The following is a 22,717-nucleotide window of genomic DNA, read 5'->3' on the forward strand; positions in this document are numbered from 1 at the left end:
GCGAATAAGGTGAATGCGTTTCTGGTGTGTTCAGCGGCACTTAACGTTTTGCCAGCACGCTGGTTTCGTAATGACGAATGGTATCCAGCCACTGACCGCCAACCGGTACGTCGTGACGCTGGCAATACATGTCCCATACGGCCTGCCACGGCAGGGATTTTTGTTCTTCCAGCAGGGCCAGACGCGCGGTGTAATCGCCTTCTGCTTCCAGCTGTTTCAGTAAACTGGTTGGTTCGAGCAGGGCTTTCAGCAGGGCTTTTTTCATATTGCGGGTGCCGATAACCCAGGCTGCGATGCGGTTGATCGAAGCATCGAAGAAATCCAGGCCGATATGCACGCGGTTGAACAGATTATGGCGCACGATTTCGCTGGCGATGGCTTGTGTCTCGTCGTCCAGCAGCACCACGTGATCGCTGTCCCAGCGTACCGGACGGCTGACGTGCAGCAGCAGGCGGGGCACATATAGCATCGCCGCAGAGATTTTGTCGGAAATCACTTCGGTTGGATGGAAGTGACCGGCATCGAGGCACAGCGCAGTGCCGCGACTGGCAGCGTAACCGAGATAGAATTCGTTTGAGCCGACGGTGTAGCTTTCAGAACCGATGCCAAACAGTTTGCTTTCGACGGCATCAATATGTTCGGTGATATCAAACTTCTCAGAAATCACTTCATCAAGTGCGCTCATCAGGCGCTGGCGCGGTGCCAGACGGTCTACGGTGATGTCTTTCATGCCATCCGGCACCCAGATATTCATCACTGACGGCGTGCCCAGTGCACGGCCAAACGAGGCGGAAATGCGGCGGCTGGCCTGGCAATGTTCAATCCAGAACTGACGAATTTCCGGGTTCGCGTGTGACAACGTGAAGCCGTCTGCGCTCATCGGGTGTGAGAAACAAGACGGGTTGAAGTCCAGACCCAGTTTGTTTTTCTTCGCCCAGTCAACCCAGCCGGTGAAGTGCTTCGGCTCGATTTCATTACGGGCTACGGGTTGATCGGACTCCAGATAAATCGCATGCAGATTCAGACGGTTAGGGCCGGGTATCATGGAAACTGCCAGTTCCAGATCAGCGCGGAGTTGCTGAGCGTTACGCGCTTTGCCGGGATAATTACCGGTCGCCTGAATGCCGCCGGTCAGGCTGCCTTCAGGATTTTCGAAGCCAGCGACATCATCCCCCTGCCAGCAATGGATAGAAACGGGCAGGGTATCAAGTTGTCTGATTGCAGCTTCGGCATCAATACCCAGCTGTGCAAAGCGTTCTTTGGCAAGTGTCCATGCTTGATCGATAGATGAAGTCATACTGCGAGTTCCTCATTGGCGTGACAGAGCGCCTGAAAGCGGCGCCAGTGAATAGCGAAATCCGCGTGAATACGGGGAAGGTAATGGTGTTGCTCAAAATTCGTGGCAACAATGCGACGAAATTCAGCGGTATCGTTGACGGCGTTCAGCGCCATCAGCTGGCAACCGATATTGCCCAGCGTGGAGGCCTCGACCGGGCCTGCGCTGACGCGTACCTGACAGACATCAGCACAAAGCTGGTTCAGGAACTGGTTCTGGCTGCCGCCGCCAACGATATGGATATCTTCCAGCGGTGCCCCTTGTAACTGAGCAAGTTGCAATGCAATTTTGCGGTACAGCATGGCAAGGCTGTCGAAAATACAGCGAGCCAGTTCAGCCGGGGACTCCGGTACCGGATCACCCGTTTGACGGCAGGCATCACGAATGGCAGCGACCATGGAGGGAGGATTGATAAAGCGATCTTCGTTCGGGTTAATCAGATAAGTGAACGGCGTGACGTTTTTAGCCAGCGTGATGAGTGACGGTAAATCCTGGATGTTCAGTTCGCGGCAAACCCGCTGAAACAACCATAACCCCATGATATTTCTTAATACACGATAGCTGCCATCAATGCCGCCTTCGTTAGTGATATTGTCGTGAAGAGCCTCAGCATGGTTAAAGGCTTGCGGGCTTTCAATGCCCATCAGCGACCAGGTGCCGGAACTGAGGTAGGCGCTGTGTGATCGGGTCAGCGGGGCGGCAACCACCGCGCTGGCAGTATCGTGCGTCGCGACGCTGAATACCGGCACGCTGCGGCCGCGGGGGCTTTTCCACATTCCCCGGGAATGACCCGGCTGGGTGGGTTTTTGTAACCAGCGGCGTGGTACACCCGCCAGTTTCAGCAAGTCTTCGTCCCAGTCACCGGTGGCGAGATTGAGCATTTGCGTGGTGCTGGCGTTGGTGTATTCCCAGTTCAGTTTGCCGGTGAGGCGGTAAAAGAAATAATCCGGGATCATCAGCATGTGAGCCGCTTTATTGACGATGTCAGGCTGCTGTTCGCTCAATGCACGCAGTTGGTAAAGTGTATTAAACGGCATGAACTGGATGCCGGTTTTCTGGTACAAATTTTCACGGCCAAATTGCTGTTCCACCCGCGCCATCACGCCTTCCGTGCGGTTGTCACGATAAGCAACCGGCAAACCGACCCGCTGCCCCTGAGCATCAAGCAGGACGTAATCCACCCCCCAGGTATCAATCCCGATACCGTCAAGCTGAACGCCGGATGCATCAAGGCGATTCAGCCCTTCAAGAATGTGTTTTTCCAGCGCATCAAGGTCCCAGGTATCGTGACCATCAACGCGGATCAGGTTATTAGGAAACCGGTGGATTTCTTTCAATGTCAGCGTTGCTGCCGGATCGGGATCCTGACGGGTAAATGTCGCCAGCATCACCCGGCCGCTGGAAGCGCCGAGGTCAATAGCGGCAAGATGGTGAGTTGTCATAGCGGCCATTCCTTATTGAAGATATGGCCAGTGTAGGGGGAGCGCCTGAAAGGCACCTTCCGGTGATTGCCACCGGTTTTGGCAGGATGGCAGCATTAAAAAGGTAGATGCGAGGCAGATCACATAATGCTCCAAAGCTGGCTGAAACAGGGCTATCCGCAGCTGAGTAATGCGGCATAAGCGATTGTGATCTTTGCCGCAGATCTGCATCAGGGAAGAGGGAATCTTTGAAATATGACCGTTTATGATGCTTTTACTGCCGTGGTTTGAAGGCAGGAAAGCAGGCCGCAGGGTAGGGTTGTTCCCCGAAGCACAGTGATTTTGAACCGGAGGTGATACATGACGTTACTGAGAGGTGATGATTATTTTGCGGCGCCTGAGCTGACCGTGACGGTTGAGCGCCGGCTCCCACAAGATGTATTCCCGGAGCACTACCATGATTTCCATGAAATTATGCTGGTGGAAAGCGGATCAGGTGTGCATATCTTTAACGACAACCCTTATACACTGACGGCCGGTGCGGTCTGTTTCGTGCGAGCCAGTGATCATCATCTGTTTGAAAATGTTGATAACTTACGTCTGACCAATGTGTTGTTCCGCTCACCGAAGGCGTTCCGTTTCATTCAGGACGTCAGCCACTTCCTTCCTCAGGAACATCACTATCAGTCGCAGATCCACTGGCAGCTCAGCCCGTGTGTACTTTCACAGGTGCTGAACTGCATTACACAACTTGAAGCACTGCCGGACAGCGTTGAAATGGAACATATCGCGACCCGTGAAAGTCTGTTTTTACAATTGCTGATCCTGCTTTATCAGGATTGTTTCCAGCCACAATTGCGAGATACCTCGGAAAACAGGGTCAATCAACTTTTGCAATGGCTCCAGTCGCATTACAGTGAGGAAGTCAACTGGACCGAAGCTGCAGAACGCTTCTCACTGGCGCTGCGAACATTACATCGTCAGATGAAGCATTACACCGGCATGACGCCGCAGCGGTATCTTAACCGGCTGAGGTTGCTGGAAGCACGCCGTCGTTTACATCATAGCGATCAAAGCATTACCGATATCGCTTATGCCTGCGGGTTCAGTGACAGTAACCACTTCTCGACACAGTTTCGTCGGGAATTTTCGGTGTCGCCAAAACTCATGCGTGATCAGTTGCGTTAAACGGCACCTCTCGCAGTTTCCGGTATGTTTACCTGAGTACTGCCTCGTTTATTTTGTCGTCAAACGGGTGAGAGATTGCAAATATGTCGTTGAAATTGAATAAAAATGATTTCTTTCTGACCGACATGAATTCGGTGGTGGTGGCTGAACGCCATCCCCAGGCCGACTTTCCGAGTCATGACCATGATTTTGATGAACTGGTTATTGTCTGGCGCGGTAATGGTCTGCATGTCTGGAACGATATCCCTTATCCCATCACCTGCGGTGACCTGTTTTATATTAATTCACGGGACCGGCATAGCTATGAGTCAGTCAACGAACTGGCACTGGATAATGTGCTGTTTTGCCGTGAGCGTTTCGGGCTGGCGGCCGACTGGTCGCAATTATTGCCGGGCGAGAATGTCAGCCAGGAACAACGTTACTGGCGGCTGAGTACGCTTGGCATGTCAGTTTTGCGTGATAAAGTGGATGAGCTTGCTAAAGAGTGTATGAAATCGGAGCCGCTTTCGGTGCAACTGAGCGAAGCCCTGCTGATGCAGCTGGCACTCTTGTTATTACGCTTTCGCCAGCGGCCGGACAGTGGCGCGTTACCGGATGCGCATCAGCTGGATTTATTGCTGATGGCCCTGCGGGCAAATATCGCCGCTCCCTTCCACCTTGAAACGTTTTGCCTGCAACATCAGCTTAATCCGCGTGCTTTACGTTCGCTGTTCAAGCAGCACACCGGCATGAGTGTGACCCATTATTTACGTCAGCTGAGGCTTTGCCGGGCGATGAGTTTGCTGCGTTATGGCAACATGACAATCAGTGATGTGGCCGCTGAATGCGGCTTTGATGACAGTAACTATTTTTCTGTGGTGTTCAGTCGGGCAAGTGGTGTTTCGCCGCGTGACTACCGGCAACGTTTTACACAGCAGGCCGGTAAAATCCTTTTATCCTCAATGACCGCAGAATAAATTCTGCGGTCATTAAGCGATGCAGCGCTTACAGTGCCATACCCAGACCGACAATATTTGCCGCCAGAATAATCACCAGCGCACCGATGCAAAGCACACGCACCGGTTTTTTGCCTACACCGAGCCATTCTTTCAGCACCAGACCGACGATGCCCCCGCACAAGACGTAGAAACTCATGTGCAGCATCCAGCTCATGTAATCATATTCTGCCGGAATGCTGGCATGACCCCAGGCGTAGAAGAAGAACTGCAGATACCACATTACGCCGCCAATAATGGAGAAGATCGCATTCGTAAGCAGCAGGGATTTCGCCACCGACATATCGGCGCGCAAAGAGAGGGTTTTACGTGTTGCCAGACGGATAAAGCAGAAGCCGAGGTTAACTACCGCACCGCCGCCCATGATCACCACATAACTCGGCAGGGCGACATACAGCGGATCAATCCCGAGCGCGCGCGCCGCTTCGTGCATGGGCACTGCAGCGCTCATGGCGAAAGACATCCCCGCAGAGAAAATTCCGCACATTACAGCCAGAATCAGCCCCTTACGCAGATTGAACTCTTCAGCTTTAATACCTAATGCTTTTTCTTTCAGGAAGCCCGCATAGCTGACAATGGCTACACCAATGACCGCAACAAATACGCCGAGCAGGGTGAGCTGGCCACCTAATGTGCCAAACAGAATGCCAATTTTGCCCTGCAAAACAGGCGTCATTAGCGTCCCGATAATCAGGGTAATGCCAATGGCGATGCCTATCCCCATCGACATGCCGAGATAGCGCATGGTCAGACCGTAATTGATGTTACCGATGCCCCACATGGCGCCAAACAGAAAAACGGGCAACAGAGTGGCAAAACTGAATGAACCGTAATAGGCCCGGAAATCAGGCAATAACACGTAGCTGACCGCCCAGGGCAGAATGATCCAGGAAAAAAAGCCGCCAAGCGACCACATGGTTTCCCATGACCAATGTTTCACTTGTTTGAATGGCGCATAGAAGCAAGCTGCGCTGGCTGCCCCTATCAGATGCCAGATGATCCCTAACACTATCGAACTGTTCATACACCGGACCTTTTATTATGTAGAGTAATGGGTAAGCAAAAGCGCTGCTGTTAGCTGATCCTGCAGAAATCCGGGCAGCGGGTGGCGGTAGTGTAAGAAGTGTCCGGCAGGGGGGCCTTCCGGTCAGTGCCACCGGAAAATCAGCGCTGGCACTCGCCGGAAGATGCCCATGAGTCAGTTCACAAATCCGGTGGTCGAATTAATAATCACATTAAATCAACAAATTAAAGAATTTTATGAGATAGAGAGAGACCGTTTACAGAACAGGCTGAGAACATGCGGGAAGGCGACATAAAGATGTGCTTTAGGATTATTTTTATCTGTCAATATTTCGGGGTAATCGGGGGGCGTGAAGGGCTTATTTAAATAGAATTAAAAAGTTATAAAGTAACAGGGAAGAGTAACATTCATTATTTAAGTCAATTTGTTTACTTTCAGCCAGAACCCTTAATCTGGCCGAAAGTTGAATGCTTATGCAGCGAAACTGAATGGCAGGTTATTTTTATGATGAACCGGCAAAACGCTGAACATCATTCGCAAAAATTATGAACGCTAAATAAGTTGTTAATCGGACATACAAACAATCGTCAGGCTATTTTTTCTTCGACGGTTTGCTGAATCTTTCCGGGTTGATCCCAGGCATAAAATATTTTATTACGACCACTGTTTTTTGCGTTATAGAGTGAGGTATCAGCTTTACCCAGAGCCTGAATAAAGTCACCTTCCTCCAGCGCAGCCAGCCCGGCACTGACCGTGACATGTGTGGAAACTTCAGCATTAAACAAATGCGGGATATTCAGCCCGAGGACTTTATTCTGGATACGCTCAGCCATGCGAACCGCATGCTCCTGCTGAACGTTGGACATCAGCACCAGAAACTCTTCTCCGCCATAACGGACAACCACATCCCGCGAGCGCACTGCATCGCGGATAGCGGCAGAAACACGCACCAGTGCCTGATCGCCCATCGTATGGCCATAGTTATCGTTATAGGCTTTGAAATGGTCGATATCGAGCAACATGACGTAGTGCCCGGAGGCCTGATTAAACAGTGTTTCCAGCTTATTCTGCAACCCCCGGCGGTTGTACAGGCCGGTCAGGGGATCAAGCATACTCAGGTCGCTGAATTTTTCCCGTTCACTGTAGAGATTGGCCACCATCCTGCGCGTGAATTCGTCACTGCGCCTCAGCATCAGATGATGCAGCCACAGGCCAATCAGTGGTAATGAAACTGAGAAAAGGATACGGCTGACATGTTGAAACTCGTCCAAAAAAATCACACAAAGAGTGGAAGGTACTGCATGCAGACAAAAAGCCAGAAAATTATCTGATAAAGCGATGGCGCTGATAAATAATATACTGAGCAAGCTGATCAAAAGATAATTTTTATCTAAATGGCTGGTTGCTTCAAAGCGGAAGGCTATTTGCCAGGCCCATAACAGGCCGACGGCAATGGAACAGATATTCAGATGGGCAGAGTAATTTTTCTTACTGAAAAAAGAAAATATCAGCCCTGAAAAACAAAGCACAAAAATCAGCACCAACGGTAATGGCGCAGGGGCTGCATTCTCTGGCGGGTAAGCCATAGAAAATAATGCTGTTGCGCTATTTAAAAAAAAGAATAGCAACATCGCCAGACGATGTTTGCTTTTAAGCAGCTCATCATAGGAATGAGATATCATCAAATTTACTCTATTTAGCTTGTGTTGTTCTGAATAGATAAAGTGCTTTAGCGCCTTGCACCGCATAATTATCCTAAACGGGCAGGCTAATAGTACTAATATGTAATTATTAGAATGCAATAAATATCGTTTTTAAGTGACTGTCTTAATGGAGACTTTACGGGTTTGGTTTAACCGCCCCAAAACTAGCACTTTTGCTGTCAGGTGTCACCCAAACGAAGAGCGTGACCGCAAATAGGTGGTAAATGAGAAAAAATCCTATATGATATTGGTTCTCATTATCATTATTTGGAGCAAGGTTATGATTCCGGCAATTGTCATAGCATGTGGGATCTGGGCGGTTGTAGGGATGTTTGGTAAACGTCTCACCAGCGGCTGGGGGATATTATTGCCTTGCGCACTGATGCCGCTGCTTGCCCTGACACATATGTCACTCGATCAGTTGCGTATGCTGATCGTGGTTGCGATGCTGGTCACACTGGGCATGCTTTTTCACCACACATTACGCCATTATATGTTGCTGCCATCATTCATGGCGCTGGCAGGCAGTCTGGCTGCGGTAACGTTGAATTTTACTATTTTGTAATATAAGGATTTTGAGATGAAAAACAGGAGACACAGTAAAGCTGCCGGTCTTTTTTATTTTTTGAAACTGAAAGAAGTATCGCAGGAAGGAAAAGCTGAGGAGCATAATCACGTGGTGCGAAGAGAGGGACTTGAACCCTCACGTCCGTAAGGACACTAACACCTGAAGCTAGCGCGTCTACCAATTCCGCCACCTTCGCACAGATGATTTCTGCTTACTGCTGATTTATAGTTGCCGGAGTGGTGCGAAGGGAGGGACTCGAACCCTCACATCCGAAGGACACTAACACCTGAAGCTAGCGCGTCTACCAATTCCGCCACCATCGCGTACCGTGCCGGGCAATATAAATCTTGTGATTGTATTGGTGCGAAGGGAGGGACTCGAACCCTCACATCCAAAGGACACTAACACCTGAAGCTAGCGCGTCTACCAATTCCGCCACCATCGCGTTCCAATTGATTACTGTGTTGACGCATTCATCGGAATGTCATCAGCAAGTAACACAACCACGGGGGCGAATTCTAGAGATTTTCCCACAGGCGTCAATAGTTATTTCCCCCATTACGGACGTTTGATGTAAAAAACAGCATATTCAGGATGAATGGTTCAATGTCACAGAGAGTCATCAGGTTAATCGATGGTTTAATCAACGGTTTTTCCAATAATGCGGTTCTGGCTCAGCGGATCAGCAGGGACGGAAAACAGCGCGATCAGCCAGTCCAGCAGCACGCGGATCCTCGGTGCCAGAAAACGGCCGGGCGGATACATGATGTATAACGGCATCGGTGGCGGAAGATACTGATGCAGTACTTCCACCAGTTCTCCCTGTGCCAGTTCCTGCGTCATCGCCAGTTCCGATGCCTGAATCAGCCCAAAGCCCGCTTTTGCGGCGGCGACATACGCGTCAGCGCCGCTAACGGTCAGTTTGCTGGCGAGCTGACACTTTTCAATCTTTCCGTCAGTCACAAACTCCAGATGCGAATCTGTCCGCTGGTGGGCAAAGAAATAGCCCACGGCCTGATGCCCGGTGAGATCATCCGGCGTCTGCGGCGTACCGAATTTCGCTAAATAGCCGGGAGAGGCGCAGGTAATTTGTTTCAAATCCGCCAGATGGCGTGACTGCAAATTATCATCTTCTGCAGGCCACGCGCGCACCACACAATCTACCCCCTGATCCAGCAGATTGATGGCGTTATCATTGGCACTGACGCTCAGGGTTATCTGCGGATAGCGCTGGTAAAACGCTGGCAGCGCGGGGATCACCTTCGCACGTGCCAGTGAATGGGGCATGTCGATGCGGACAATGCCTGCGGGCTGGGTTTGGTGATGCGCAAACAGAGCGTCCGATTCTTCCAGCGCCGAAATCAATTGCAGACAGCGTTGATAATAGATTTTGCCTTCGTCAGTGATTTTGACCTGGCGTGTCGTGCGCAGAAACAGGCGGACACCCAGTCGCTGTTCCAGACGCTTCAGGGTGGTACTGACCGTGGCGCGTGGCACATTAAGATCTTCTGCCGCCCGGCTGAAACTTTCCAGTTCGGCAATGCGGATGAAGGTTTTCATCGCCTGAATGTGATCCATAACGTTCTCAGTGATTGTTTGCAATTTATGAACAGTGTTGCACGTTTTTGCTGATTTATCTTTCCTGAAAGAACAACCACACTTAATCCGATTACTTCTCACTCTGTGTCATAAGGAAAATCCGATGAAACAACGTCAGTTGGGTAAAAATGGTCCGATGGTGTCAGCGCTGGGGCTGGGTTGCATGGGCATGAGCGACTTCTACACCACCGGCCTCGACGATAAAGAATCGATGGCAACGCTTGCGCGCGCGCTGGAACTGGGCGTCACAATGCTCGATACCGCCGACATGTATGGCCCGCATACCAATGAAGAACTGTTGGGACGCTTCCTGAAAGGGCGTCGAAATCAGGTTTTTTTAGCCACCAAATTCGGCATTGTGCGTGACCCGTCCAACCCGCAGGTTCGTGGGACAAACGGCCATCCGGACTATGTCCGCCAATCCGTAGAAGGCAGCCTGAAGCGTCTGGGGACGGAGGTTATCGATCTCTATTATCAGCACCGCCCTGATCCGACGGTGCCGGTTGAAGAAACGATCGGCGCGCTGTCGGATCTGGTGCATGAAGGCAAGATCCGTTATATCGGGCTGAGTGAAGTGCCGGTGAGCATTCTGGAGCGTGCACACAAAGTGCATCCGGTCACCGCGTTGCAAACCGAATATTCGCTCTGGTCGCGTGATGTGGAAGCTGACATTTTACCGGCGTGTGAGCGCCTGGGGATTGGTTTTGTGCCTTACAGTCCGCTGGGACGGGGTTTTCTGACCGGACAAATCCGTTCAGTGGACGATCTGGATTTGGATGATTACCGTCGCGAGAGTCCGCGTTTTCAGGGAGAAAACTTTGCGAAAAATCTGCAACTGGCGGAAAAAATCAGTGAACTGGCGCAGGACAAAGGAGTGAAACCCTCGCAGCTGGCGCTGGCGTGGGTATTAGCGCAGGGCGATAACATAGTGCCGATCCCTGGCACTAAACATCGTCATTATCTTGAGGAAAACATCGCCGCGCTTGATGTCTCCCTGAGTGAAGCCGAAATCGCGGCGATCGAAGCAGTATTTCCTTTCCGCGTGGCAGCGGGTGATCGCTACAACGCAGAACTGATGCGTTTCCTCAGTGCCTGACTGATTAACGTTTTTTCTTTTTCAGATCGCGCGGCGGACGTCCACGTACGGCCCGGTACACCTTGAAGCGACCGTTTTGTGCCAGTACTTCGTGGCTGCCAAAGGTGTCATCAAGCAGGGCGGCGTAAGGCAGGAAGGCGTTCGCCACAATGCGCAGTTCGCCGCCGATATTCAGATGACTTACCGCACCACGGATCAACTGCTCCGCCGCCGTCAGGCTGGTTTGCAGACCTTCGTGGAATGGCGGGTTGGAGATGATCATATCGAAACGACCGGCAATGTCGGAATAGACGTTGCTGGCGATGACTTCGCCCGGCAAATCGTTCGCCGCCAGTGTAGCGCGGCTGGCTTCAATAGCGGCCGCGCTCACATCACTGAGCGTGATTTTCATCTTCGGCGAGTACATGGCCAGCACAGAAGCCAGCACGCCGGAACCACAGGCGACATCCAGCACTTTACCTTTAACCGGTTCTTCGAAGCTGTTGATCAGCAACAGGCTTCCGCTGTCCAGACCTTCCCGGCTGAAGACGCCCGGCAGGGTTTTAATGGTCACTTCTTCGACCATGTACTGATCCCACCAGCCATCAGCATCAAACTCAGGCTGCTTTTCCAGACGGCCATGGTACAAACCGCAACGACGCGCACTGTCGATTTTGCTCAGTTCGCACAGACCTTCGAGCGTGGTTTCCGCGCTGCGCACACCACTGCGGTTTTCACCGATGACAAACACATCAATGCCAACTGGCAAGTGTGACAGTAAGTTGAACAGCTGGAATTTTGCTTCCAGTTTGCTCTTTGGCCAGTAATAGACGAGCACATCGCACGGCGCGATGAATTCAGCGTCAGCAACTAAGCCAAACTGAACGTTTTCTCCCAGCGCTTTGCTGAGCATCTGCCAGTGGTGATACATATTGGTGTGGACGCGAACTTCTTCGGCGTCAATTTCAGCAGGCAGGCTGTCTTGTAAGTCACCGGCGAACAGGACGCGGCGGCCTTCAAATTCTTCGCTGTGGCGCAGTATGACTTCACTGGCCGGAGTTAATGCAGACATCAGGGTGTGGCTCCTCAAGGATTAGCGGGCGATTATAGAGGTTTATTGGCGCATGTTCGATGTGTTTGCTAGCATAGCCGGGCTTTTCGTACTTCAACCGGCAGGGAACAGGCATGGCATCCAGACGAGATACGCTGTTACAACAACTGGGCATTACCCAGTGGACGCTGCGCCGGCCTGCTGTATTACAAGGCGAAGTGGCGGTCAGTCTGCCTGCGGAAACCCAGTTGCTGATTGTTGCCGCCGTTCCGCCAGCGGAGGATGATCCGCTGGTCAGGGATGTTTTGCGCAGCCTGGCGCTGACAGAATCACAAGTTTACCGCCTGACACCTGAACAGGTCACTATGTTACCTGAAGATACCCGCTGCAATATCTGGCGACTGGGGTTAAGCGAACCGCTGACTCTTGCTGGCCCGCAGCTCTCCAGTCCGGCCCTGGCCGAACTCTATCAAGACGCCGGCGCCAAACGTGCGCTCTGGCAGCAGATCTGTGAAAATGAACAACATTTCTATCCTGACGCCCGCTGATCTTCCCCGTGCATTTGCCATCGAACAAGCCAGTCATGCCTTTCCGTGGACTGAAAATACGCTTGCCAGCAATCAGGGCGAACGCTACCTGAACCTTAAAATCATGCAGGGCGAGGTGATGGCGGGATTTGCGATTACCCAAATTGTTCTCGACGAAGCCACCCTGTTTAATATCGCTATCGATCCGGCTTTTCAGCGACAGGGCTTAGGTCGCAGGTTGCTGGAAGAAGTGATACAACTGATTGAGCAGAAAGATGTTTTTACGTTATGGCTTGAAGTCCGTGCTTCCAACGCCAAAGCTATCGCGCTGTATGAAAGCCTCGGTTTTAATGAACTCTCCGTTCGCCGTAATTACTATCCCGCCGCACAAGGCCGCGAAGATGCCATCATGATGGCGTTGCCGCTGGGCTGAAAGAATGGGGGTACCCTGGTCTGCCGTTAAAGTGCATCCTGATGAAGCCATTGAAATTGCGCGTGAAAGCTGGCCAGATTTGCTTACGGAGTTACCGATGCTTGAAGAACATAAAATAGTTCTGCGAGAACACTGGGTCGCACTTTCAACCGACTTCCGTTTCTAACGCGCTCTCTTAGTCACACCATACAAAAAAACCATTGATTGCCCATACCGTCTAAATCAGTGAAAATAGCCGGCTATAACTTTTATTACCGCTTTGCCTGACGTCACCTTCTGACGTGATGTGAAATCCTATGCAGGGCGGACCAACAGCAGAAACGTGAAAAACATGTCTCCAAGTGAATACGCCCTTGAAGTGGCTAAGCGCCGCACATTTGCCATCATCTCTCACCCCGATGCCGGTAAAACCACCATTACTGAAAAAGTTCTGTTATTCGGACAGGCCATTCAAACCGCCGGTACAGTAAAAGGCCGTGGCTCCAGCCATCACGCCAAATCCGACTGGATGGAAATGGAAAAACAACGTGGTATTTCCATCACCACGTCCGTGATGCAGTTCCCGTACAAGCAGTGTCTGGTTAACCTGCTCGACACCCCAGGGCACGAAGACTTCTCCGAAGATACCTACCGTACGCTGACCGCCGTTGACTGCTGTCTGATGGTGATCGATGCCGCAAAAGGTGTCGAAGATCGTACCCGTAAACTGATGGAAGTCACCCGTCTGCGCGATACGCCGATCCTGACTTTTATGAACAAACTCGACCGTGACATCCGTGACCCGATGGAAGTGATGGACGAAGTGGAGCGTGAGCTGAAAATCGCCTGCTCTCCGATTACCTGGCCAATCGGCTGCGGTAAATTGTTCAAAGGGGTTTATCACCTTTATAAAGACGAAGTGTATCTGTACCAGACCGGTAAAGGTCACACCATTCAGGAAGTTCGCGTGGTCAAAGGCCTGAACAATCCTGAGCTGGATGCTGCCGTTGGCGAAGATCTGGCCGCACAATTGCGTGATGAGCTGGAACTGGTGCAGGGCGCGTCGCATGAATTCGACCATGAGGCTTTCCTGCAGGGCGAACTGACACCGGTCTTCTTCGGTACGGCACTCGGTAACTTTGGTGTTGACCATATGCTCGACGGTCTGGTGGACTGGGCGCCTGCGCCGATGCCACGTAAAACTGACCTGCGCGAAGTGAAAGCCGATGATGAGAAATTCACCGGTTTTGTTTTCAAAATTCAGGCCAACATGGACCCGAAACACCGTGACCGCGTGGCGTTCATGCGAGTGGTGTCCGGTAAATATGAAAAAGGCATGAAACTGCGTCAGGTGCGTACCGGCAAAGATGTAGTGATTTCCGATGCGCTGACCTTTATGGCCGGAGACCGTTCGCACGTTGAAGAAGCCTATCCGGGCGACATCATTGGTCTGCATAACCACGGCACAATTCAGATTGGCGACACCTTTACTCAGGGTGAGAACATGAAATTCACCGGCATTCCTAACTTTGCCCCTGAACTGTTCCGTCGTATTCGTCTGCGTGACCCGCTGAAACAGAAACAGTTGCTGAAAGGGCTGGTACAGCTTTCAGAGGAAGGCGCGGTACAGGTCTTCCGTCCGATTGCCAACAACGATTTAATCGTCGGTGCGGTCGGGGTGTTGCAGTTTGAAGTGGTGGTGGCGCGTCTGAAAAGCGAATACAACGTGGAAGCGATTTATGAATCTGTGAACGTCTCGACTGCCCGTTGGGTTGAATGCAGTGACGTGAAGAAATTCGAAGAATTTAAACGCAAAAATGAAACCAATCTGGCGCTCGATGGTGGTGATAATTTAGCGTACATCGCACCAACAATGGTGAACCTGAATCTGGCGTCTGAGCGTTATCCGGAAGTTAAATTCCGCAAAACCCGCGAACATTAATTCTTCTCTTATCAGGTTCTGAAACAGAAAGACGGCAAATTGGCCGTCTTTTTTTTCGCCTTTCGCCTGCCCGGAACAGTTTATCCTCTTACCCTCCCTGATTATTTAATCACCGCCCTGGCTGAAAAATGGGCGCAAACCGCCCCCGGCACTAAGACTTGTCTGCATTAGAGGCCATATTCGACGATCTCCCTACTAATCTGATCATTCTTGACTATATTAAATGTGTGTTCAGGACGGGTGGCTTAAAGCACTACTTTGAAGTTACGTTGCAGAGTGTTATGTCGTATGGTGATCATAAGCCAGAATAAAACGATGTACTCTGCTACAAGGAAAGTAAAAACAGCAGCAATACAATTTGTTAGAAGGCGTCACCAAGAATGTGACGTGTAGAGCCGCAATCAAGGCTCATAAACCGAAAGGAAGAAATCGATGAAAAATTCTAAATTTGCCTATTCCATGATGGCTGTAGTTCTGGGTACCGCACTGATGAGCGGTAGCGCTTTGGCTGCAACGACGACTACAGATAGCGCAGGTGCAAAAATCGATAGTTCCATGAAGAAAGTTGATAACTACATGGGCGACAGTGCCATCACAGCAAAAGTGAAAAGTGCTCTGGTAGATGATAAAGCGATTAAAAGCAACGATATCTCCGTCACGACCAATTCCGGCGTTGTCACGCTGAGCGGTTTTGTGGGTTCACAGGCTGAAGCTGAGCAGGCTGTGGCAGTAGCCACTAAAGTTGAAGGTGTTAAATCCGTCAGCGACAAACTGCATACCAAAGACAGCAAAGATCAAAGCGTTAAAGGCTATGCCGGTGACAGCGCGACCACGGCCTCTGTAAAAGCTAAATTGCTGGCTGATGACATCGTCCCATCACGTAACGTGAAAGTTGAAACTACCGACGGCGTGGTACAGCTTTCCGGTAACGTGAAAGATCAGGCACAGTCTGACCGTGCTGAAAGCGTCGCCAAAACCGTTGATGGCGTGAAAAGCGTCAAAAATGATCTGAAAGTCGCACCGTAACGATCATCTGCTGTAGCTGTTGTCTATAGCGCCCTCCTCAGGGCAGGGCGCTTTATTTTCGGAATAACGCATAACTATATTTATTTATGTGCCTGCTGAATATTCGGGATGAACGGAATTGCCTGCAGTTGGGAAAAATATCGTGTCGGAAACGCTAACACTTTCATTTTTCGACTACCTTTATTAAGTAATTCGTTTTTTTGTTACTGGCTGTAGCCGGTTGATAAAGCGTCAGAAGGCAATATTTCACAGTGAGTCCGGCCCGAGGCGGGGCACAACCTTTTAAAATGGCAAAGTGAAAATAGGGTAAAGGAGAAGCTTATGTTTCGTTGGGGCATTATTTTTCTAATCATCGCGTTGATCGCGGCGGCTCTTGGTTTCGGTGGTTTGGCGGGTACAGCTGCCTGGGCTGCAAAAATCGTCTTCGTAGTCGGTATCATTCTGTTCCTGGTCAGCCTGTTTACGGGTCGTAAGCGACTCTGACCACATCACTTCAGTGATGCCAAAAAGCGTTAGTTAATCACATCGCCCCCTTCAGTGAAGGGGGCGATTTTTTTATGCAGGTATCCTGGCCGTTAACAGGACGTAACGATTTTGTCGCCCGATTTTGGCAAGAAATTCACCCAAAGCAGGAAGACGAGGTATGCTCAGAAATGAAGGCTAACCGGGTGGAGCCATTTGCGTGAGGACGATGCGTTGGGATACAGAATACCTGTCACGCTGGGGAATATAGAAGCGCTGGCGTACAAACCCTATACGCCGGGGAAGATTGCCCTGGTGTGCGAAGGCGGCGGACAGAGAGGCATTTTTACGGCAGGTGTGCTGGATGAGTTTCAGCGCGCGCGTTTCAACCCCTTTGATTTATATCTGGGTACCTCTGCGGGTGCGCAAAATCTCTCTGCCTTTGTCTGCGGGCAGCCCGGCTATGCCAGAAGGGTGATTACCCGTTATACCACCAGTCCTGAGTTTTTTAACCCGCTGCGATTTGTGCGGGGCGGACATCTTATCGATCTCGACTGGCTGGTTGAAGAAACGGCTAAAAACATGCCACTGGCGATGGAAAGCGCAGAAAAGTTGCTCATTGATGGCCGTGAGTTCCTGATGTGTGCCTGTCGCAGTGATGACTACACGGCTAATTATTTTTCACCGACGCGGGAAAACTGGCTGCCGGTGATCAAAGCCTCCAGCGCTATTCCGGGTTTTTACCGCCTGGGGGTGGATCTGGAAGGTATCAGCTATCAGGACGGCGGCATCAGCGATGCGATCCCTGTTGAGGAAGCTTATCGCCGTGGCGCGGATACCATTGTAGTGATCCGTACCGTTCCCTCTGCGATGTTCTATACGCCGCAGTGGATGAAACGTATGGAACAATGGCTGAGCGAAAGCAGTCTGCAACAGCTGGTGCGCATGATGCAGCATCATGAAGAGAGCTATCACCGTATCCAGCAGTTCATTGAGAATCCGCCGGATGATGTGCGTATTTTTGAAATCTTCCCACCCAAACCGCTGGCCAGCCATGCGCTCGGTAGCCGTCTGCCTGCGCTAAATCAGGATTACCATCTCGGCCGCCGCTGCGGACGGTATTTTTTGTCTGCCGCAGCACACTGGCTGTTACCGCGTGAAAACGAGCGTCCTTATACGCTGATCGAACCGCGCGTGACACGCCGTCCGCAACGGATCGTGGTGCCGCAGGACGAGCCAGAAAATGTGATCCCGTTGGCGGCATCTGCCAGCACGGCGGAGCAAATCATTCTCGATCCCGCCGTGCTGACGGACATGGTCGCCGACGGAGGGATAGTGCGTCCGGCTGCGTTTAAAGACAGCGTAGTCAGTGTGTCTTCACCGCAACGCGCCGCATCAGACAGGCTACAACCGGAAAGCTCCGCGCCATCAGAAAATTATCCATCCAGTGAGGGCGAAAAGTTGTGAGTTACACCTTCATCGATACGCACTGCCATTTCGATTTTCCACCGTTTACAGGGGCGGAAACCGAAAGTTTGCGCCTCGCCGGACAGGCTGGTGTGCGGCAGATTATTGTTCCCGCTGTCACGTCTGATCGTTTTAACGGCATTCTCTCGCTGGCAAAAAAATTTCCGCCGTTGCATGCCGCGCTGGGGTTACATCCCCTTTATGTTGCACAACACCAGGACAGTTGCGTGGAATTACTGGATTCGCTGCTCAGTCGCCGGGATCCTCATCTGGTGGCCGTCGGGGAAGTTGGCCTGGATTTATACATGGAAGAACCGAGATTTGAGCAACAACAACGGTTGCTGAAAGCGCAGTTTGCTCTGGCAAAACGTGAGACGCTGCCGGTGATCCTGCATTCCCGGCGCAGCCACGATCAGCTGGCAGCGATGCTGCGTCAGGCAAAACTGCCGGCGACCGGGGTGGTACATGGATTTGCAGGCAGTCTTTCTCAGGCACAGGCGTTTATTAAACTGGGTTTTGCGATAGGCGTCGGCGGCACCATCAGCTATGAGCGTGCGCAGAAAACCCGGCATGTGATGGCCGGATTACCCCTTTCCTCTTTGCTGCTCGAAACCGATGCGCCCGATATGCCGTTGCAGGGTTTTCAGGGGCAGCCTAACCGCCCTGAGCGTGCGGCTAATGTATTCGACATTTTGTGCAGCCTGCGCAGTGAAACGCCCGAACAGATTGCCGGCGCATTGCTCGATAATACCCGACGCATCTTTAATCTCCCTTCGCTGTGAACCCTGAGAAAGACTAGATTGTGATTTAAATAACATTCACATTGACGTAGATGAGCCTGCATAAAAAGGTTTTCTGGCGAGTCACGATTTAATTTCTCTTTAAAATGTTATTATTATAACATTACCTGCGTGATTGCCGCCGGGTGATTGCGGTGTAATCCCCCGAACTCCGTTTGTCATGATTCGGGTATACACTCTTATAAGGGTCGAATACTGAGCATAAAGGCTATGAAATGTGATTTATATCTCATTTCATCAAGCAACGTTGCAAACGGTTTTCATTTTGTGTGAAATACTGCACACAGGAACCTGATGTGACGTGTTCAAATAGTCACAACGTATTGGCGTCAGCCAATCCAAGCGCGGTGAGAAGGATCTCAGTTGCCACGTAAGCCACTACACGCCGCTTACGCACGCTATCTTCAAGGAACCAAGTCCGCTCGCCAACCGTGCAGAATTTTTTTCCCGAGGGTAAACGCGGGAAATAATTCATGACTGTATGCTCAGTTCTGGCCGGTCGCTGGAATTGAAAATTGTTGGAGAGTTATATGACCGATTTAACCGCCGCAGCGCAACGTGCGCTGAACCTGATGGATTTAACCACCCTGAACGAAGACGACACGGATGCGAAAGTGATCGCACTTTGTCATCAGGCGAAGAGCCCGGCAGGAAATACTGCTGCCGTCTGCATTTATCCTCGTTTTATTCCTGTTGCCCGCAAAACTCTGCGTGAGCAAGGTACGCCGGACATCCGCATTGCAACCGTGACCAACTTCCCGCACGGTAATGATGATCTTGAGATCGCGCTGGCAGAAACCCGTGCGGCAATTGCTTACGGTGCCGATGAAGTTGACGTGGTATTCCCGTACCGTGCGTTGATTGCCGGTAACGAGCAGATTGGTTTTGAGATGGTCAGACAATGCAAAGAAGCCTGTGCTGCCGCCAACGTCCTGCTGAAAGTGATCATCGAAACCGGTGAACTCAGGCAAGATGCCCTGATCCGCAAAGCGTCTGAAATTGCGATCAAAGCCGGGGCTGATTTCATCAAAACCTCCACAGGGAAAGTGCCTGAAAATGCCACGCTGCACAGCGCTGAGCTGATGATGAGCGTCATTGCTGAGATGGGCGTGGGCGAAACTGTCGGTTTCAAACCGGCTGGTGGCGTGAAAACCGCTGAAGACGCTGCGCAATATCTGGCGCTGGCTGACCGCCTGCTGGGCCGCGAATGGGCTGACGCACGTCACTTCCGTTTCGGCGCATCCAGTCTGCTGGCCAGTCTGCTCACCACGCTGGGTCACGCGGGTCAGAAAGCCACCAGCAGCTACTAATCATTGTTGTTATGCCGATGCCGTGGCGCTGTTTTACAGCGTCCGGTATTCGCATCCACATTTAGCGTTCAGCTCAGGCAGGGGGATACCTTGTTTCTCGCACAAGAAATTATTCGTAAAAAACGTGACGGTCAGCCTTTAAGCGACGAGGAAATTCGTTTCTTCATTAATGGTATTCGCGACAGCCAGGTTTCAGAAGGCCAGATTGCCGCGCTGGCAATGACTATCTACTTCAATGACATGTCTATGAAAGAACGTGTTTCGCTGACCATGGCGATGCGTGATTCAGGCACCGTGCTCAACTGGAAAAGCCTCAGCCTGAACGGTCCGGTCGTGGATAAGCATTCGACCGGCGGCGTGGGTGACGTGACCTCGCTGATGCTGGGCCCGATGGTAGCGGCATGCGGCGGTTATGTCCCGATGATTTCCGGCCGTGGTCTCGGTCATACCGGCGGTACGCTCGATAAACTCGAAGCGATTCCGGGCTTCGATATTTTCCCGGATGACAGCCGTTTTCGCAGCATCATTCAGGATGTCGGCGTGGCAATCATCGGCCAGACCAGCTCGCTGGCACCGGCAGATAAGCGTTTCTATGCAACCCGCGATATCACCGCAACCGTCGATTCCATACCGCTGATCACGGCTTCGATCCTCGCCAAAAAACTGGCTGAAGGCCTGGATGCGTTGGTGATGGACGTCAAGGTGGGTTCCGGCGCGTTCATGCCGACTTATTCGCTGTCAGAAGATCTGGCGCAGGCGATTGTCGATGTGGCGAATGGTGCGGGTTGTAAAACCACCGCGTTGCTGACTGATATGAATCAGGTGCTGGCATCCAGCGCCGGTAATGCGGTTGAAGTGCGTGAAGCCGTGCGCTTCCTGACAGGTGAATACCGTAATCCGCGCCTGCTGGAAGTCACCATGGCGCTGTGTGTTGAAATGCTGCTGTCCGGCGGTCTGGCAAAAGATGACGCCGACGCCCGCCGCCAGTTGCAGGCTGTGCTGGATAACGGCAAAGCCGCCGAAGTCTTTGGCCGCATGATTGCTGCCCAGAAAGGCCCGGCTGATTTCATCGAGAATTACGATCGTTATCTGCAACAGGCCACGCTGAGCAAACCGGTTTACGCCGAAGGCAACGGGATTGTCAGTGCGATAGACACCCGTGCGCTGGGCATGACCGTCGTGTCACTGGGGGGCGGACGTCGCCGCGCCAGCGATGCCATCGACTACAGCGTCGGTCTGACCCATATGGCACAACTGGGCCAGCAGGTGGATACCCGTCAGCCACTGGCGATGATCCACGCCAACAGTGAAGCGGCCTGGCAGCAGGCGGCGCAGGAAGTGCGTGCGGCGATTGTCCTGAGCGACAACGCGCCGGAAAGCACGCCGGTGATTTACCGTCGGATCGGCAGTAACGCTTGATTTCAGGCCACATCGCCCCCATTTAAGATTGATCAGGTGCGCGGCAGTTCCGCGTGACCCAATGCGTAACCATTCGCAGGAGAGCAAAATGAAACGTACATTTATCATGGTGTTAGACTCATTCGGTATCGGTGCCAGTGAAGATGCCGGGCGCTTTGGTGATACCGGTTCTGACACATTGGGCCACATCGCGGCTGCCTGTGCGCGTGGCGATGCGGACAAAGGCCGTCAGGGCCCGCTGAATCTGCCTAACCTGACCCGCCTGGGGTTGGCGAAAGCCGCTGAAGAATCTACCGGTAAAATCCCTGACGGCATGGACGGAAATGCTGAAATTACCGGCGCCTATGCTTACGCCAGCGAGTTGTCTTCCGGTAAAGATACCCCGTCAGGCCACTGGGAAATCGCCGGCGTGCCTGTTTTGTTTGACTGGGGCTATTTCAGCGATACCACCAACAGTTTCCCGCAGGAACTGCTCGATAAACTGGTAGAGCGCGCTAATCTGCCGGGCTATCTCGGTAACTGCCACTCTTCCGGTACCGTTGTGCTGGATGAGTTGGGCGAAGAACACATGAAAACCGGCAAGCCGATTTTCTACACCTCTGCTGACTCCGTCTTCCAGATTGCCTGCCACGAAGAAACCTTCGGGCTGGATCGCCTGTACGAACTGTGCGAAATCGCCCGTGAAGAGCTGACCGAAGGCGGCTACAACATCGGTCGCGTGATTGCCCGTCCGTTCATCGGCGATAAAGCCGGTAACTTCGAGCGTACCGGTAATCGTCATGACTTAGCGGTTGAGCCACCGGCTCCGACCATCCTGAAAAAGCTGGTCGATGAGAAAAAGGGTCATGTGGTGTCTGTGGGTAAAATTGCAGATATTTATGCACAGGTTGGTATCACTAAAAAGGTGAAGGCCACCGGTCTGGACGCGCTGTTTGACGCCACCATCGAAGAGATGAAACAAGCCGGGGACAAAACCATCGTCTTCACCAACTTTGTTGATTTCGACTCCTCTTACGGCCATCGCCGTGATGTGCCGGGTTATGCTGCCGCGCTGGAGTTGTTCGACCGCCGCATGCCTGAACTGCTGGAGCTGGTGAAAGAAGATGACATCATCATTTTCACGGCTGATCACGGTTGTGACCCGACCTGGCGCGGTACCGATCACACCCGTGAGCACATTCCGGTCTTAATCTATGGCCCGAAAGTAAAACCGGGTTCATTAGGCCATCGTGAAACTTTCGCGGATATCGGCCAGACAGTCGCCAAATATTTCGATCTGTCGCCGATGGATTACGGTAAGTCGATGCTATAACGCTTTGTATACACGGCCAGTTCTTTATACTGGCCGCGTTTTTTATGATGAATATGACACCTCGCTGATTAAGGAATAAG

General features: G+C 51.8%; 21 protein-coding genes and 3 tRNA genes. 15 read left to right on the forward strand and 9 right to left on the reverse strand.

Features of this window, described 5'->3' with window-relative positions; translation table 11 throughout:
* Positions 1–40: 40 nt before the first annotated feature.
* A complete protein-coding gene (locus tag J1781_RS13945; RefSeq protein ID WP_129953291.1) occupies positions 41–1,297 on the reverse strand; it encodes an L-rhamnose isomerase in 1,257 nt (418 codons plus the stop codon).
* Positions 1,294–2,778 (reverse strand): rhamnulokinase, encoded by a 1,485-nt coding sequence (rhaB, locus tag J1781_RS13950; RefSeq protein ID WP_217233773.1) that lies wholly within the window; start codon positions 2,776–2,778, stop codon positions 1,294–1,296. Before rhaB ends, J1781_RS13945 begins: the two co-directional genes overlap by 4 nt.
* 339 nt (positions 2,779–3,117) lie before the next feature.
* On the opposite strand from rhaB, the gene rhaS reads away from it, so the two are divergent.
* Entirely contained in the window at positions 3,118–3,945 is an 828-nt protein-coding gene (gene rhaS, locus J1781_RS13955; RefSeq protein ID WP_129953289.1) for an HTH-type transcriptional activator RhaS, read from the forward strand.
* Between the two features lie 83 nt (positions 3,946–4,028).
* On the forward strand, positions 4,029–4,901 hold the full coding sequence (rhaR, locus tag J1781_RS13960; RefSeq protein ID WP_129953288.1) for an HTH-type transcriptional activator RhaR: 873 nt from the start codon (positions 4,029–4,031) through the stop codon (positions 4,899–4,901).
* 28 nt (positions 4,902–4,929) lie between these two features.
* On the opposite strand, the gene rhaT is transcribed toward rhaR, so the two are convergent.
* Together rhaT and J1781_RS13970 are read right to left on the reverse strand one after the other, a co-directional pair.
* Entirely contained in the window at positions 4,930–5,964 is a 1,035-nt protein-coding gene (gene rhaT / locus J1781_RS13965) for an L-rhamnose/proton symporter RhaT (protein ID WP_129953287.1), read from the reverse strand.
* Positions 5,965–6,551: 587 nt separating this feature from the next.
* Entirely contained in the window at positions 6,552–7,646 is a 1,095-nt protein-coding gene (locus J1781_RS13970; RefSeq protein ID WP_217233774.1) for a GGDEF domain-containing protein, read from the reverse strand.
* Positions 7,647–7,947: 301 nt separating this feature from the next.
* Here J1781_RS13970 and J1781_RS13975 point away from each other — a divergent pair, with 301 nt between their 5' ends.
* Entirely contained in the window at positions 7,948–8,232 is a 285-nt protein-coding gene (locus J1781_RS13975; RefSeq protein WP_217233775.1) for a DUF1435 domain-containing protein, read from the forward strand.
* A 112-nt stretch (positions 8,233–8,344) separates the two neighbouring features.
* Here J1781_RS13975 and J1781_RS13980 read toward each other — a convergent pair.
* The 4 genes from J1781_RS13980 to J1781_RS13995 all read right to left on the reverse strand — a co-directional run bounded on the left by J1781_RS13980 (position 8,345) and on the right by J1781_RS13995 (position 9,813).
* A tRNA-Leu gene (locus J1781_RS13980) sits at positions 8,345–8,431 on the reverse strand.
* Between the two features lie 41 nt (positions 8,432–8,472).
* Positions 8,473–8,558, reverse strand: a tRNA-Leu gene (locus J1781_RS13985).
* 36 nt (positions 8,559–8,594) lie between these two features.
* Positions 8,595–8,680, reverse strand: a tRNA-Leu gene (locus J1781_RS13990).
* 194 nt (positions 8,681–8,874) lie between these two features.
* Positions 8,875–9,813: a LysR family transcriptional regulator gene (locus J1781_RS13995; RefSeq protein ID WP_217233776.1), complete on the reverse strand. Its 939-nt coding sequence runs from the start codon at positions 9,811–9,813 to the stop codon at positions 8,875–8,877.
* Between the two features lie 124 nt (positions 9,814–9,937).
* Here J1781_RS13995 and J1781_RS14000 point away from each other — a divergent pair, with 124 nt between their 5' ends.
* Complete coding sequence (locus J1781_RS14000) at positions 9,938–10,930, forward strand: aldo/keto reductase (protein WP_217139526.1); 993 nt, start codon at positions 9,938–9,940, stop codon at positions 10,928–10,930.
* A gap of 4 nt (positions 10,931–10,934) precedes the next feature.
* On the opposite strand, the gene rsmC is transcribed toward J1781_RS14000, so the two are convergent.
* Positions 10,935–11,981, reverse strand: coding sequence for a 16S rRNA (guanine(1207)-N(2))-methyltransferase RsmC (rsmC, locus tag J1781_RS14005; protein WP_015698767.1), 1,047 nt, complete (start codon positions 11,979–11,981; stop codon positions 10,935–10,937).
* Positions 11,982–12,094: 113 nt separating this feature from the next.
* On the opposite strand from rsmC, the gene J1781_RS14010 reads away from it, so the two are divergent.
* The 11 genes from J1781_RS14010 to deoB all read left to right on the forward strand — a co-directional run bounded on the left by J1781_RS14010 (position 12,095) and on the right by deoB (position 22,637).
* Positions 12,095–12,508: a DNA polymerase III subunit psi gene (locus J1781_RS14010; RefSeq protein WP_129953282.1), complete on the forward strand. Its 414-nt coding sequence runs from the start codon at positions 12,095–12,097 to the stop codon at positions 12,506–12,508.
* A complete protein-coding gene (rimI, locus tag J1781_RS14015) occupies positions 12,477–12,920 on the forward strand; it encodes a ribosomal protein S18-alanine N-acetyltransferase (RefSeq protein WP_217233777.1) in 444 nt (147 codons plus the stop codon). Before J1781_RS14010 ends, rimI begins: the two co-directional genes overlap by 32 nt.
* 4 nt (positions 12,921–12,924) lie before the next feature.
* Positions 12,925–13,086, forward strand: coding sequence for a hypothetical protein (locus J1781_RS14020; protein ID WP_238483545.1), 162 nt, complete (start codon positions 12,925–12,927; stop codon positions 13,084–13,086).
* A gap of 165 nt (positions 13,087–13,251) precedes the next feature.
* Positions 13,252–14,841: a peptide chain release factor 3 gene (gene prfC, locus J1781_RS14025; protein ID WP_129953280.1), complete on the forward strand. Its 1,590-nt coding sequence runs from the start codon at positions 13,252–13,254 to the stop codon at positions 14,839–14,841.
* 432 nt (positions 14,842–15,273) lie between these two features.
* Positions 15,274–15,867 (forward strand): molecular chaperone OsmY, encoded by a 594-nt coding sequence (gene osmY, locus J1781_RS14030; RefSeq protein WP_129953279.1) that lies wholly within the window; start codon positions 15,274–15,276, stop codon positions 15,865–15,867.
* A 321-nt stretch (positions 15,868–16,188) separates the two neighbouring features.
* Positions 16,189–16,350: a DUF1328 domain-containing protein gene (locus J1781_RS14035; RefSeq protein ID WP_013577105.1), complete on the forward strand. Its 162-nt coding sequence runs from the start codon at positions 16,189–16,191 to the stop codon at positions 16,348–16,350.
* 213 nt (positions 16,351–16,563) lie between these two features.
* Positions 16,564–17,796, forward strand: coding sequence for a patatin-like phospholipase family protein (locus J1781_RS14040; protein ID WP_238483547.1), 1,233 nt, complete (start codon positions 16,564–16,566; stop codon positions 17,794–17,796).
* Positions 17,793–18,578, forward strand: a complete 786-nt coding sequence (locus tag J1781_RS14045) for a TatD family hydrolase (protein ID WP_129953277.1) — start codon at positions 17,793–17,795, stop codon at positions 18,576–18,578. Before J1781_RS14040 ends, J1781_RS14045 begins: the two co-directional genes overlap by 4 nt.
* Positions 18,579–19,126: 548 nt before the next feature.
* A complete protein-coding gene (gene deoC, locus J1781_RS14050) occupies positions 19,127–19,906 on the forward strand; it encodes a deoxyribose-phosphate aldolase (RefSeq protein ID WP_129953276.1) in 780 nt (259 codons plus the stop codon).
* Between the two features lie 90 nt (positions 19,907–19,996).
* Positions 19,997–21,325: a thymidine phosphorylase gene (deoA, locus tag J1781_RS14055; RefSeq protein ID WP_217233778.1), complete on the forward strand. Its 1,329-nt coding sequence runs from the start codon at positions 19,997–19,999 to the stop codon at positions 21,323–21,325.
* An 88-nt stretch (positions 21,326–21,413) separates the two neighbouring features.
* Positions 21,414–22,637, forward strand: coding sequence for a phosphopentomutase (gene deoB, locus J1781_RS14060; protein WP_129953274.1), 1,224 nt, complete (start codon positions 21,414–21,416; stop codon positions 22,635–22,637).
* Positions 22,638–22,717 lie beyond the last annotated feature (80 nt).

Origin of the sequence: Rahnella perminowiae (assembly GCF_019049695.1) — a bacterium.
GTDB lineage: Bacteria > Pseudomonadota > Gammaproteobacteria > Enterobacterales > Enterobacteriaceae > Rahnella > Rahnella perminowiae.